This window comes from Christiangramia forsetii KT0803 (assembly GCF_000060345.1).
Taxonomy (GTDB): domain Bacteria; phylum Bacteroidota; class Bacteroidia; order Flavobacteriales; family Flavobacteriaceae; genus Christiangramia; species Christiangramia forsetii.
This window is the reverse complement of the sequence record NC_008571.1, coordinates 228,081-241,543: the sequence shown is the minus strand read 5'-3', so window position 1 is coordinate 241,543 and position 13,463 is coordinate 228,081. Positions and strand designations below refer to the sequence as shown.

14 protein-coding genes are annotated in these 13,463 nt (G+C 37.6%); all 14 read right to left on the bottom strand.

What is annotated here, in order from left to right; all coding sequences use genetic code 11:
• Window positions 1-3: 3 nt before the first annotated feature.
• A complete protein-coding gene (locus GFO_RS00970; RefSeq protein ID WP_011708126.1) occupies window positions 4-1,440 on the bottom strand; it encodes a TolC family protein in 1,437 nt (478 codons plus the stop codon).
• Window positions 1,441-1,502: 62 nt separating this feature from the next.
• Window positions 1,503-2,621, bottom strand: a complete 1,119-nt coding sequence (locus GFO_RS00965; protein ID WP_011708125.1) for an efflux RND transporter periplasmic adaptor subunit — start codon at window positions 2,619-2,621, stop codon at window positions 1,503-1,505.
• A 25-nt stretch (window positions 2,622-2,646) separates the two neighbouring features.
• Window positions 2,647-3,912, bottom strand: a complete 1,266-nt coding sequence (locus GFO_RS00960; RefSeq protein WP_011708124.1) for an ABC transporter permease — start codon at window positions 3,910-3,912, stop codon at window positions 2,647-2,649.
• 1 nt (window position 3,913) lies between these two features.
• Entirely contained in the window at window positions 3,914-5,158 is a 1,245-nt protein-coding gene (locus GFO_RS00955) for an ABC transporter permease (RefSeq protein WP_011708123.1), read from the bottom strand.
• Window positions 5,151-5,852 (bottom strand): ABC transporter ATP-binding protein, encoded by a 702-nt coding sequence (locus GFO_RS00950; protein WP_011708122.1) that lies wholly within the window; start codon window positions 5,850-5,852, stop codon window positions 5,151-5,153. Before GFO_RS00950 ends, GFO_RS00955 begins: the two co-directional genes overlap by 8 nt.
• 116 nt (window positions 5,853-5,968) lie before the next feature.
• Window positions 5,969-6,211, bottom strand: coding sequence for a hypothetical protein (locus GFO_RS00945; RefSeq protein ID WP_011708121.1), 243 nt, complete (start codon window positions 6,209-6,211; stop codon window positions 5,969-5,971).
• 52 nt (window positions 6,212-6,263) lie between these two features.
• A complete protein-coding gene (locus GFO_RS00940) occupies window positions 6,264-6,803 on the bottom strand; it encodes a DUF420 domain-containing protein (protein ID WP_011708120.1) in 540 nt (179 codons plus the stop codon).
• Window positions 6,800-7,534 carry an SCO family protein gene (locus GFO_RS00935; protein ID WP_011708119.1) on the bottom strand — a complete coding sequence of 245 codons (735 nt, stop codon included), beginning with the start codon at window positions 7,532-7,534 and terminating at the stop codon, window positions 6,800-6,802. The genes GFO_RS00940 and GFO_RS00935 overlap by 4 nt, the downstream gene beginning before the upstream one ends.
• A 1-nt stretch (window position 7,535) precedes the next feature.
• Complete coding sequence (locus tag GFO_RS00930) at window positions 7,536-8,177, bottom strand: hypothetical protein (protein WP_011708118.1); 642 nt, start codon at window positions 8,175-8,177, stop codon at window positions 7,536-7,538.
• A gap of 167 nt (window positions 8,178-8,344) precedes the next feature.
• Window positions 8,345-8,707, bottom strand: coding sequence for a cytochrome C oxidase subunit IV family protein (locus GFO_RS00925; RefSeq protein ID WP_011708117.1), 363 nt, complete (start codon window positions 8,705-8,707; stop codon window positions 8,345-8,347).
• 17 nt (window positions 8,708-8,724) lie between these two features.
• On the bottom strand, window positions 8,725-9,705 hold the full coding sequence (locus GFO_RS00920) for a cytochrome c oxidase subunit 3 (RefSeq protein WP_011708116.1): 981 nt from the start codon (window positions 9,703-9,705) through the stop codon (window positions 8,725-8,727).
• 45 nt (window positions 9,706-9,750) lie between these two features.
• Window positions 9,751-10,332, bottom strand: a complete 582-nt coding sequence (locus tag GFO_RS00915; protein ID WP_011708115.1) for a cytochrome c oxidase subunit 3 — start codon at window positions 10,330-10,332, stop codon at window positions 9,751-9,753.
• A complete protein-coding gene (cyoE, locus tag GFO_RS00910; RefSeq protein ID WP_011708114.1) occupies window positions 10,323-11,225 on the bottom strand; it encodes a heme o synthase in 903 nt (300 codons plus the stop codon). The genes GFO_RS00915 and cyoE overlap by 10 nt, the downstream gene beginning before the upstream one ends.
• 88 nt (window positions 11,226-11,313) lie before the next feature.
• Entirely contained in the window at window positions 11,314-13,437 is a 2,124-nt protein-coding gene (locus GFO_RS00905) for a hypothetical protein (RefSeq protein WP_011708113.1), read from the bottom strand.
• Window positions 13,438-13,463 lie beyond the last annotated feature (26 nt).

Genomic DNA, 13,463 nt, shown 5'->3' with positions numbered 1-13,463 from the left:
TTATTAAAATTTTAAATCCCTTACCGGAATTCCAAAATAAAGTTCTACAACCTTCAATTTAAAAATATAATCGTATTTAGCCCTTAAAGCTTCTCTTTGGGTATTCTCATATCGAATTTTCGCCTGACTAAAATCGAAAGCATTAGTAAGACCAACATCATAACGATCTGTAGCATATTCAAAAGCTTTCTCCTGAGCATTGGCAGCAACTACTGCCGCTTCATAAGCTTCAAATGCACCATTCGCATCTGTATAAGCCTGGTAAACATTGGCCTCAAGATCAAGTTCTGCCTGTTCTAATTGATATTCGGCACGCTTTACATTTATTTGATTTCTTCTTACCTGATTCCTGGTAGCGAAACCATTTAAAATAGGCACACTTAATTGAAATCCATAACTAATCCCATCATTCCTGTACAATTGATCAATAAAAGGCAACGGACTTCCAAGTGTTGGAATTGTATTTGGTGCGACCACTATTTCTTCAGTTCCCTGAACAACTCCAATTTGTCTTGAAGGTTCATCTGGATCTAAAACCGCTCCTGTAATTCTTCCCTGGCCGGTCTCTCTTGTGTTGTAATTAAAGAATGCTCCTAATGTTGGCAGATATGCTCCTTTAGCAAGCTCTACATCCATTTCTGCCAATTCTTTATTAGTTTCCGCTATTATGATCTCTGAACGTTCCTCTTTCGCTCTTTCAATAACCTCATAAACCGTATTATCCAGAATTTCATTTCCTAAAATATTATAATCTCTCTCTACAATGTCAAAATTTTGATAATCCTGAATCCCTAAGGTTTGTGCAAGACTAATTAAGGAGATTTGAATTTGATTTTGAGCAATGATCATTCTTTGCTTCTCATCGGCCATTGTAGCCTGAATTTCAAGAAGGTCGCCTTGCGGCAAAACCCCCGCATCTACAAGATCCTGAGTCCTTCCCAACTGCTCCTGAGTAATCTGGTTTTGTGCACGTAGTACTTCCAAATTTTGTTTATTAAAGAGCACCTGTAAGTATGAATCGGCTACAAAAAGAGCAATATCATCTTTCATTTTATCCAAAGAATATTCACTGGATAACCTGGAAATACGAGCTCTTTGAAGCTGTTTAAAGTTTCTTAGACCATCAAAAACAGTAATTCCTGCACTTACTCCCGCAGAAAAGTTACGTACCGTTTGATTTTGAAGAATTCCCGTAGTAACGTTTTGGGTCAAACCCGTATTCCACGCATTAGAAGCCTGTGCATTAATACTTGGAATAAAATTCCCTAATGCATCCCGTTTTTCTATTTCTGAAAGTTCTACATCCAGCTCTGTTTGTTTTACCTGAATGTTGTTCTCTAAGGCGTAATTCACGCATTCTTCAAGAGTCCATTCTTTTTGCTGAGCACTCAGCTGGCTACAAAAAAGTAATAGAATGGCTATTAAGCTAAAATTCTTCATAATGGTTATTCTGTAAGATATGTCTATAAAATGTGTAGGTTGTTACACAAGGAATAATATTTCTAGTTTTGAGCGATATCCATCGCCGGTTTTATCTGGTTCCAAACTTTAATCTTATCGTTCTTTTCAACGCCACTCTTCACTTCTACATTAATTCCGTCGCTAATCCCAAGTTCAATATCTTTTCTATTGAATTCCTGGTCTCCGGTTTCTACTTCAACATAAGGCTGTTCGGTTTCATCATCAAACTGAACCAAAGCTTCCTTAATCGCAAGAACATTTTCAGCTTTAGCCAGAATGATCGAAGCATTTGCACTAAGACCGGCCCGGATGAAGGTGGTATCAGATTTATTAAGCGTTCCCTTGATTTCAAATTGAATCGCTCCATTCTCTTCTACTCCTTTTGGAGCTATATAATCTAAAACAGCATCAAAAGACTTATTTTCAATAGCACCCACGGTCACCTCTAAAGGAAGATTTTCTTTAATTTTACCCACTTCACTTTCATCAACTTTTCCTTCAAAGATCATTTCATTCACATCGGCAAGCGTAGCAATGGTGGTACCATCGTTAAAATTGTTACTTTCAATCACTTGGTTACCTGTCTTTACGGGAACATCAAGCACCATTCCTTCTACGGTTGACCGAATAAGAGTATTTGCAGCGCTACCAAGTCCGCTGGTAGTACCTGTGCGTACAATTTCATAATTCTGCTGGGCAGATCTGTAGTTTTGCTCGGCTCTTTTAAAAGTTACTTCAGCAGAATCAAAGTCATTTGCTGAAATAACTCCCTTATCAAATAATTCTTTCTGGCGTTGAAAACTCTTTTTTTGATTATCAAGATTGATCTTAGCAGTCGCAACATTATCCTTAGCGCTTTGAAGTGATGAAACGTTAGGAATAACCCTTATCTTGGCTATAAGGTCACCGGCTTTAACACGATCACCGGCTTCAATATAGATCTCATCGATAATTCCTGAAATATTTGGTTTAATAAGAACTTCCTCTTTTGGAACGATCTTACCGGTAGCTACTGTTTTCTTAACAATAGTCTGTTCACTGGGAGATTCGGTTTCATACACCGTTGGATCCTCCTGATTCTTCTGATATAGATAGTACAGAGCTCCTACAAAGGTCACTGCAATAAATACAAGAATTCCGATGGTTACTGCTTTTTTCATTTTTTGATTGTATTAAAACTTTTATTTATTCTGTTCTTAAGGCATCTACCGGTTTAATTTTGATAGCATGCTGTGCAGGGATCATTCCTGCAAGTAATCCTGAAATTATCAATATACTTAGAGCTACCATGACCACTCCCAGGTTTACAGATGGGTTGGCAAACATGGTTTCTGAGGTATCTGTTCCATCGAGTTGTAAATTTACCAGCCAGATGATTCCTGTTGCCAGTATGATCCCGGCCATTCCAGAAACGATGGTAAGAAAGACCGATTCCATCAAAATCTGACCCCGTATCATCCAGGGTGTTGCGCCAAGAGCTCTTCGTACCCCAATTTCATTGGTTCGTTCTTTCACCACAATAAGCATAATATTACTAATGCCTATAATCCCTGAAAGTAACACCAGAACCCCCACAAAATAGGCCACCGCTTTTAACGCGATAAAAAGTCCGTTTACTTTGCTAAATTCTTCATAGAGATCAAAATTCCCTATCGCACGATCATCATCAGGATGAATGGTATGTCTGGATTTTATGAGCTCAAAAATTTCAGACTTCAAATTGGTGATGGAATAAGCATCTTTAGCCGTAATGGCCATCCAGCCTACCCGGTCTCCCATGTTAAACGCCTGGGAGAAAGAGGTAAAAGGCACGAAGATCTCCTTTTGAGCTTCCTCAGAATTCCCTCCGCCATTACCCTTCTTTTTATAGGTACCAATTACCATAAAATTAACCCCGCTTATTTTAATATAAGACCCGATAACTTCTTCATTTCTTTCGTAAAGAGCATTTCGTACGCCATCGCCAATCACCGCCACTTTTCTTTTTTGCTGAAGATCTGAATGATTAAGGAATCTACCTGAAGTAATATCCATAGGTTCCTGCTGAATAATTTCAGGATAGTCACCGTACACATTGAACGCTCCGGTATTTAAACCTCGAACGACATTGTTATTTCCTCCAAAACCTCCTAATTGATTACGTGGGGAGATAAATCTTAATTCGGGTATGGTTTGACGCAAAGCTTCTACATCATCTATACGATAATTAAATCTCCTGCCTTTAGGAAGTCCCTTGTAGGGTTTTGAAACAGGTTGTGTCCACATGAACATGGAATTGGTTGCAATCCCCCCAAAACCTTGTTTCACTCCATTTTCCAGTCCTTTTCCAGCAGCGAGAAGAATTACAAGTATAAAGATCCCCCAAAGCACCCCAAATGCAGTTAACAGGGTTCTAAACCAATTTGCGGTAAGTGCTTCTATTATTTCGTCCCAACGGTCTCTACTAAACATACTATTCGTCTCTTAATGCAACAATTGGTTTAATCCTGGCCGCTCGCCAGGCAGGAAAAAATCCTGCAAGTGCCCCAGCGATTATCAGAATGAAAACCGTAGTTATGGCGACCTGAAAATTTACCGTTGGATTATAGATATACTGAGTTTCTATGAGAGGACCTACAAATTCAAGCAACGCCAAACTAAAGATCAAGCCAAAGAAACCAGCAATTGCAGTTACAAATATAGATTCGTGAAGAATCATCCCGATTATTGAAAGTGGCTCGGCACCAAGCGCTTTTCGAATCCCGATCTCCTTAGTTCGTTCCTTTACTATAATTAGCATGATATTACTTACCCCAACAACTCCGGCAATAATAGTACAGATACCAACTCCCCAGAAGAAATATTTAATCATGTTCATTAGAGTATAGAACCTTTTGGCATTTTCTAATGTGTTGTTTACACGAATAGCTCTATCGTCATCTGGCGCCACCGTATGCTGTTCTTTTAAAAAATCTGATAGTTCTTTAGAGAACTGTGTAGATTCAGCTACTGCCTGTTCAAAACTTTCCGCAGGTTTTAATGAAAATGCGAGGTTGCTCACATGGTTCTGCGCGTTAAATACTTTTTGAGCGGAAGACATAGGAAGATAAACCCGAGACTCTTCCCTTTCTCCGGCAGGATCTGTAAAAACACCCACCACTTTGAATTTAATCCCCGAAATATCTACATATTCACCGAGAGCGTCAATATCCTTAAATAAATCGTTTTTAACTTTTTGACCGATGACCGCCACTTTTTCGTAGTTATCATCATCTGTCTTATTTATAAATCTTCCTGCACTTAAACTACTATTTTCCAGGAACTGATAATCTGGATAAACCCCTTCTACCCGGTAGCTTCCAGACTCTTTTTTATAGTTTACAATTCCATTCCAGATTCTATAAATAGAAGAATTATATTCAAGCTTATCTTTATTCTTTGCTACCGTGGTTAGGTAATCTTCCTGCTTCATCTGGATCCTTCTACCAGGATTAAGCCCCTTATATTCTTTAGTAGTTATATTGGTCCAAACAAAAATAAGATTTGATGCATCCTGCTCAAACTCACGTGAGATACCATTTTTCATTCCCTCACCTATCCCGAGAAGGATCACCAGAATAAAAATTCCGGATGCTACAGAAAGTCCCGTAAGAAAGGTTCTAAGCTTATTCTTCCTTATGGTCTCAAATATCTCTTCCCAACGTTCAAGATCAAACATTTTCCATCGCTCTTATCTGTGAAACCACGGTATCTTCTATAATAACTCCGTCTTTCAAATTGACAATTCTCTTTGTCATTTGGGCGATGTCATGTTCATGGGTAACAACCAGAATAGTACGGCCGTCATCATTGATCTTCTGAATTAAATCCATTACCTCATAAGAGGTCTTGGTATCAAGTGCTCCGGTAGGCTCATCTGCCAGCAATACTTTAGGATCGCTCGCCAAAGCCCTGGCTATAGCTACTCTTTGTTTTTGTCCTCCTGAAAGTTCATTTGGCAAATGACCTGCCCAGTCTGCCAGTCCTACTTTTTCAAGATAGCTGTTGGCCCTGTCCATTCTTTCATTACGAGGAAACCCCTGGTAATACAAGGGAAGAGCAACATTATCTAATGCAGTTTTATAGGAAATAAGATTAAATGATTGAAATATAAAACCAAGGAATTTATTTCGGTACTGTGCGGCTTTTTTTTCATTTAAGTTCTTAATAGGAACTCCATCAAGCATGTAAGATCCTTCATCTGCCTCATCTAACATTCCCAGAATATTCAGGAGTGTAGACTTCCCAGAACCGGAAGAACCCATTATAGATACCAACTCACCTTCTTTGATGTCGAGATTAATTCCCTTGAGAACATGGAGAGAATTAGCACCCATTTTATAGGATTTGTGGAGATTCGAAATTTCGATCATGATTGATGGTTATTAAGCAGGAAATGACTTCCTACTTAATAAGACTATCAAAAAAATAAAATGTTACAGAATTAAATCAAAAACTCTTTAAATACCGATTCAACTTCAGCTTAAAACTAAGTTTTTGAAGCTGTTTTATTTTTATTCTTTTTTGATCTATAAATGAAGTAGCCCACCCCTCCAACTAATAAATACGGGAAAATCATAAGATAAAGAATGCCATCATTAATACCCTTGGCAGTACTTTGATTTGCCTCACTTTCTAGAACAGCTCTACACATTGAGCATTGAGCTTCGGCAAATTCTGGCAGCAAGAGAAGTGTCAAAAAGAATAAGCCAGTTAATTTTAAATTCTTCATCGTCAATATCATTTATCTGAAACTATTCAAAATTAATCAATTAGCTTCAAATTTAATAATAGGGCATCATAAATAAGAAAACCAATACGCCGGTAATCGCAACATACAACCATATTGGGAAGGTCCATCTGGCTATTTTAGCATGCTTATCGTACTGGCCACTTAAGCCTCTGTACATGGTAAACAACACAAGTGGAACAATGATTCCAGATAATACAATATGGGTGATTAATATAAAGAAATACACATATCTTAACACTCCTTCTCCGCCATAAGGCACCGGTTCATTGCTGATCTTTGAAAGTACATAACTCAGCAAGAATATCACAGAAAGTCCAAATGCGGCGATCATGGTATTTCTATGCTGAATATACTTTTCAGCTTTCATAAAAAAGAAGCCAATAATAAGTAAAATAGCAGTTAGAAAATTGAGCAAACCATGAAACAATGGAAAAGTAATAGCATCTGCACCAAAAATGTTATAACGTTCCGGTAATAACATTAAAACCAGAACGATCACTGGAACTGCTATAGATAATGCAATTATCACAGGAACTGCTACTTTATCAGATTCTTTCAAGGTTGTTTTCACAGCAATTTCTTTATATCTTCAATTAAAATATCTATTTGAGGTTCTTCTTCGCCCTCCACCACAGATTTATTTCGCTCTACTGAACCTCTGTAATAGATCACCGGATTCCCGAATTGATCTTTTCTTGATCTAATATATCCTTGCTGGTCTACCAAAGCAAACATTCCCTGGTGAGCAAAACCTCCTGCAGCCTGTGCATCTTCTCCAGCGTAAAGACCAAAACCTTTATTCGCCAGTTTATAAATACCATCCCTATTCCCGGTCATTAGATTCCAGTTTGGATGATCAATGCCATAATTTGCGGCATATTCTGCCAGCACCTCTGGAGTATCATGACCCGGATCTATACTGAAGGAAGCAATCCCAAAATCATTATTGTTTTCAAATTCATTCTGAATCTCTACCAGGTTCTTATTCATTATAGGACAAATCGTAGGACAGGTAGTGAAGAAAAATTCTACTAAATATACTTTTCCTTTATAATCTTCATTTGAAATGGTCTCACCTTCCTGGTTGATAAATTCAAATTGTGGAGCCTTCTTCTTTTCACCATCTATTACGATATAAGACAAAGCGTCGCCAGTATCCTTCTTAGACGTTGTTCTTTGCTGATTTAACCTATCTGATGAAACAACCTCGTCATCTTTTATGCGGTCTATGATTTTCGGGATAAATATTATTCCGAAAACGAGCATAACAAGCGAAATTCCTACGTATGAGTAATTTTTCATTTTAATTAGGTGTTTCAGGGTTATTCTTTTTCAAGGCAAGACGATATTCTGCCAATATCACCTTTACATCATCATTCATCTTATTATTCAATTCAGCAACGTCTCTTGAATCATATCCATAAATTTTTCCTTCATCCTCATCATCACGACCTCTTAGATCAGACTCTTTATCTACTATAAAAACATACGGCGAATAACTGTTATCATCTAAGTGATGTGGTGTCTTGAAACTCTCGAATACCTCGAGGATTCTTTCGGGCTGTGCGTACGTTATTTGCCATTTAGAAGATTCGGTGATCTTTTTGAAACTCTCTACATACTCCGTGGTTTCCTGCCTGGCGTTCTTAGGAAGGATAAGAACAAACTGAAAATCATCAAAATCGTAATATTTTTCGAGAATTTTCTTGTCTAAATTGAAGGTATTGCCCTTAATATTTTCAAGATCGGAACCAAAAAATGCAACTACGCTAATATGATCTTTGAAGGTGATACTATCATTTGAATTAGTATCAAAACCAGAAACATCCTGAACATTTTCGGTTAATACGGGGAGTTTGGCGAAATTGTTCTTTCCGGAAGCAAAAAACAAGTATGCGGTAATTGGAAGGGCAAATAAGATCCCGAGTACCAGAAACTTTTTCATCTGTCTATGCTATTTTTTTTGACCGTATGAATTTACTATCGAATTTCATGATCTTTATCAGGATTCAAAACAGCTTATTTCATACAAGAAAACACCATTTTACATGGGGCTACAAAAATAAAAAGACGGTTTCATAAAACCGCCTTTTCAAATACTTTTAACTTTTGTTAGAAATCCCAGGCTACGTGCCCGCTCTTATAAACATCGTAGATATAACCGCCTTCCGTAAGAAGAATAAAGATTAAATAGGCAACAAGAAATAATCCCGTCCAGACTATTGCTCTACGCAGTCCTTTAGTTTCATGTTCCAGGTGCATGAAAGCCCATGCAATATAGTATGCTTTATAAATTGTAAGAATGATGAAGATCCAGTTAAGCAATCTCATTCCAAGAAAATACGTATCGGTTAAGAATTCTGGTTTTATAATCCCCAGAATAACCTCTACAATAGTTACTACTGAAAGAATTGCAAAAACGATCCAAATCCTTTTGGTTGCCGATCCGTGATGTTGTGTAGTATCGTGAGCCATAATTATTTATTTCAGAATTAAACCAGGTAAAAGAATGTAAATACAAATACCCATACAAGGTCTACAAAGTGCCAGTAAAGTCCAACTTTTTCCACCATTTCATAGCTTCCTCGCCTCTCATAAGTTCCAATGATCACATTAAAGAATATGATGATATTTATGATCACCCCAGACAATACGTGAAAGCCGTGAAAACCGGTTATAAAGAAGAAGAAATCTGCAAATAAGGGCACCCCGTATTCATTCTGAACAAGGTTTGCTCCTTCCACAGTTCCTACTGCATCGTTATTAAGTTTCATTAAAGACTCATCTCTGGAAAGAATAGTTTTCTCTCCATCTTCAGTAAGTATTTGAGTTCTAATAAGAAGGTCTTCATTTTGAATGAATCCGGCTTTTACTTCAGCTAAACTATACGAAGGAAGATCCTCTCCCGAATCAAACCAAATCCCATTACTACCATCATGGGCCACTCTATCTCCAACAATTGGCACCGCGATTTCTGAAAGTCCTACCCGCTCTCCTTCACCGTTAATAAACTGTAGAACATTACCTCCTTTAGTAGTTACGGCTCCGTACTCACCGCTTATGAAGTTTTTCCACTCCCATGCCTGAGAACCTACGAAAATAACACCCCCAATAATGGTAAGGAACATATAGATGGTAACCTTTCCTTTCTTCATGTGATGGCCTGCGTCTACCGCAAGCACCATAGTCACAGAGGAGAAAATAAGGATAAATGTCATCAATGCCACATAATACATAGGAGCATCTACGCCATGTAAAAATGGAAAGTGAGTAAACACCTCATCGGCGATTGGCCATGAATCGATGAATTTAAATCTTGAGAAACCGTAAGCGGCAAGGAATCCTGAGAATGTTAAAGCATCGGAAAGGATGAAAAACCACATCATCATTTTTCCGTAACTTGATTTTAGTGGTTCATTACCACCACCCCAGGTTTTACCTTCTGTGCCTGTTCTAACGACAGTCGCGTCCATAGAAGTAGTTTAATGTTAAAGGATGCGCAAAAATACGCAATTTTATTATTTAAAGAAATATAAAAAGAAAATCAAGTAAAGCCACAATAGGTCAACAAAATGCCAAAAAGTTGCACCAAGCTCAAATCCAAGCATTTGTCCCGCATTATAACGTTGTTTAAAATGGTTATAAATTAACACCAAAAGCACTATTATTCCTATTGCGAGATGGGCAAGATGCGTTAAAACAAGCACATAGATAAAGGAGGTGGTTATAGAACTCTCACTTCCTGTAAAATAATACCCTTCGCTAATGATCTCTGAAAAACTATGAAATTGAAATACCACAAAAAGTATAGCAAGTATGAGTGTTCCTATCAAGAAAGCACTGGCATTACGCCTGCTTCCAGATTTGATCATTTTCTTACTTAGCATCAAAGTAAAACTACTAGCTATAATCACCAGGGTACTCCATAAGAATGAAATTGGCAATTCAAAATCGGTAAGCCAATCTGGTCTGTTTTTACTAACCACGTAGGCACTGGTAAGACCCGCAAAGGTCATTAACATACTAATAATACCGAACCAAAGCATCATTTTTTTTGCCCGGCCATGTTTCTTCTCGTTAGATCCTTGAGTTAAATCCATTCTCTAATAAATTTATCCAGTACATAAACTATTTGCAATAGTGTGATATAAGAAACACTTGCAAACATTAATTTTTTAGCAGCTTCTGCTGTTTTCTCTTTAAATAATCTTATAGCGTAATAAAGCATTCCAAGACCCAGAAGAAATATTATAATCCCTGAAACTGGTGTTAACATAAGCTTCCCTGTAACCCCAAAAACTGGAATAAGCGAAACCAATATCGTCCAGCAGGTATAAAGAATAATTTGGATCGCTGTGCCACGATCACGCTTTCCGGTAGGCAACATAAAAAATCCACCCTTTTTATAATCATCGAACAGCCACCAGCCAATAGCCCAGAAATGCGGGAATTGCCAGAAAAACTGAATCATAAATAAGGTTCCCGGTTCTATACTAAAACTACCACTAGCAGCAACCCAACCTAACATAAATGGAATTGCTCCGGGAAATGCCCCCACAAAAACCGATAAAGGTGTTTTAGTTTTTAGCGGCGTATAAATACTTACATATAAAAAAATACTTATCGCGCCAAACATGGCAGTTTTAGGGTTGATCACATAAAGAACCACTAATCCCAAAACTGTAAAAGCACTTGCAATGGTAAATGCAACTGGCACAGACATTCTTCCCGCAGGTAAAGGTCTGTTTTTGGTACGATCCATCAATGCATCGAGGTTTCGCTCAATGATCTGGTTGTAGGCATTAGAAGCGCCCACCATAAGGTAACCCCCAATAGCCAGTAATGTAACCGTTACAAAATCTATAGTATCTGCACCTAGAAAATACCCGGCAACCGAAGAAAAGACTACACTTATAGCCAATCTCATCTTGGTTATTTCCTTAAAATCTGATAGGATAGAAGCGCTGGGATTATGTACGCGAGTATTGCTCAAAAAAGCTTTTTTTTAACTGGCGCAAAGATACTTCTTAATTAGGTTTTAGCAAGGAAGGCAATGTGTTAATTTTCAGTAATGAAAATCCCTAATAATCAAAGTACCAGTTAAAAATATCAGTTCTTAATCCAAAATTGATCCAGGTGGTAGAATTTTCAAAATTTGTTGAAGTATTAAATTGCGGATTAAAATCACGATATATAAAACTAGCGAACAACTTCAAATTAGTTGTTGGGTTTACGATATAACCAGCTTCCAATTCAGAATAAAAAGAATTCGTTGTATTTCCCTGGCCTATCTCAACTCCTGTATCAAACGGCCGATCTTCTTCATTTCTATAAATATCCTGACCGTAATAATCTCCCGTCTTTGAAAAATCGAAACCACGCTCGCCATAGATAAATTTAGCAGCCCCATACCAGCGATCTCTTTTATACCTGGCAATCCCTATAATCTCCCTGAAATTAGCTCCCCAGAGATGCGCCATAGACTGATTGTTATGAGCGTAATTTAAGGTGATAGAATTATGTGAATACGTATATGGTCTTACCTGATTATACTCGGCCTGTAAATAAAGATTATCTACATTGAAGGCATTAAAATATTTCAATCCGGCCTGGAAGCCAAGCTTATTCTTCCAGCTACCCTCACCACCAAAAACATCACTTGAAGAAAATTCATCAATCAACCATTGTCCATAAGCGTACATTTGATTGGAAATTTTATATTTCCCCGTAAGCCCAATTATAGCATTACCCCCATCGGCCCCGGTAGCAAACTCGATAGCACGATAAAAAATTACCGGATTCAGATAATTAAGATCAAAGCCACGATCATTATCATTCTCCCACATTACAGATTCAAAGAACCCCAAATTTAATCGCTTACTAATATTTAAACTCAGGTAATGGTTCGCGATATATTTAGTTCTGAATGAGCCACTATTGGTTACTGCGGGCCTGACATCTCTTAGCGACATCCAGGTATTGGTATATTTTATCTTCCAGAATTTAGTGTTCAGTTTTAAATACGGATACGGCGAAGGATTATCACTCAACAACAAAGACCTGTACCCATCACCAATAAAATTATTACCATGCCCAAACTGGATATTTATAAATTCTGAAGGCGTATAGGATAAATAACCTTCGGCAACCGGATAATCATACCCGTCATCCATAAATGTTTTGGCGATCCCTCTACCAGGAATAATCGCCGGGTCTCCTCCAGCGGGTCGAATAGATTCCGCAAAATTATTATAATATTGAGCATACCTTCCCTGGCTCTCGTAAATCACAGAGTAAAAATTAAATTTCTCTCCCAAGCCTCCCTGAATTATAAATTCCCGTCCATTATTATAGGTGAAATCATGTTCAGTTTGTTCAAAGTCTTTTCCTATTTGAAGGTCGAAACCGGGATCTATTGTAAACCAGTATTTTTCAGTTTGAAATCTAACAAGATGTTCATTCCATAATTTTCTCCCAGCAAAAGTTTTTCTGTCCTGTAACATCTCATCACGATTCTCTTTAAAATCGTAATAGGGATTTACTTCACTAAACATTAAAGGTTTTGAAGCCGAATGCGTATTTGTACCAATCTCATTAAATTCAGCATCAAATCTGCTATAAAACTCATGAGAGAGTGGAATATTAATCTGACTAGTATAACGTGGACTCGTAAACTTATCTGACTTTATTTTTTCGTATTCCGATAGCGCATTGGTTTCCGATTGAGTGATGGCGACCAATTCCTTTTCTTCTCTCAATTCAATCTCATCCTCTTCTTTTACGGGCTCAACCACAACATTCTTCTGAAGCGGAATTCTAAGTGGCATTTTAAATTGCATATGAATCGCACGCCCGTTATACGTTGCCGGTTTTATTTCTGGAAGGGATTTGAAAACACGCTGAATTTCAGCCTTTAATTCATCGTAAGCGGCATCCAGATAGATCAATTGAAATTCACCGGACTCATCAACCTCAAAAATAATGGTAAGCTGACCTTTATACGATTCTGCCTGAACAACTTCAGGTTCTTCAAAATTAGAAACTATATAATTAACAAGCGTTTGATTAAAGCATTGTGCCTGGTTGGAATAATCTGTATTCTCACATTCTTTAAATTCAGGGTAAACTTCAGAAGAAAGATTAACATCCTGAGCCGTGAGTTGAAAGCTTAAAATAATAAAAGGAAGAAGTAAAATATACTTCATACGCCGGGGACCTATAGTTAGTGTTT

Excerpts from the sequence above, each read along its gene's own strand:
- GFO_RS00945 (WP_011708121.1), bottom strand. The coding sequence starts at position 6,211 with ATGAAGAATTTAAAATTAACTGGCTTATTCTTTTTGACACTTCTCTTG.
- GFO_RS00920 (WP_011708116.1), bottom strand. The coding sequence starts at position 9,705 with ATGGACGCGACTGTCGTTAGAACAGGCACAGAAGGTAAAACCTGGGGT.
- GFO_RS00925 (WP_011708117.1), bottom strand. The coding sequence starts at position 8,707 with ATGGCTCACGATACTACACAACATCACGGATCGGCAACCAAAAGGATT.
- GFO_RS00905 (WP_011708113.1), bottom strand. The coding sequence starts at position 13,437 with ATGAAGTATATTTTACTTCTTCCTTTTATTATTTTAAGCTTTCAACTC.
- GFO_RS00960 (WP_011708124.1), bottom strand. The coding sequence starts at position 3,912 with ATGTTTAGTAGAGACCGTTGGGACGAAATAATAGAAGCACTTACCGCA.
- GFO_RS00955 (WP_011708123.1), bottom strand. The coding sequence starts at position 5,158 with ATGTTTGATCTTGAACGTTGGGAAGAGATATTTGAGACCATAAGGAAG.
- GFO_RS00970 (WP_011708126.1), bottom strand. The coding sequence starts at position 1,440 with ATGAAGAATTTTAGCTTAATAGCCATTCTATTACTTTTTTGTAGCCAG.
- GFO_RS00930 (WP_011708118.1), bottom strand. The coding sequence starts at position 8,177 with ATGAAAAAGTTTCTGGTACTCGGGATCTTATTTGCCCTTCCAATTACC.
- GFO_RS00935 (WP_011708119.1), bottom strand. The coding sequence starts at position 7,534 with ATGAAAAATTACTCATACGTAGGAATTTCGCTTGTTATGCTCGTTTTC.
- GFO_RS00915 (WP_011708115.1), bottom strand. The coding sequence starts at position 10,332 with ATGGATTTAACTCAAGGATCTAACGAGAAGAAACATGGCCGGGCAAAA.
- GFO_RS00950 (WP_011708122.1), bottom strand. The coding sequence starts at position 5,852 with ATGATCGAAATTTCGAATCTCCACAAATCCTATAAAATGGGTGCTAAT.
- GFO_RS00965 (WP_011708125.1), bottom strand. The coding sequence starts at position 2,621 with ATGAAAAAAGCAGTAACCATCGGAATTCTTGTATTTATTGCAGTGACC.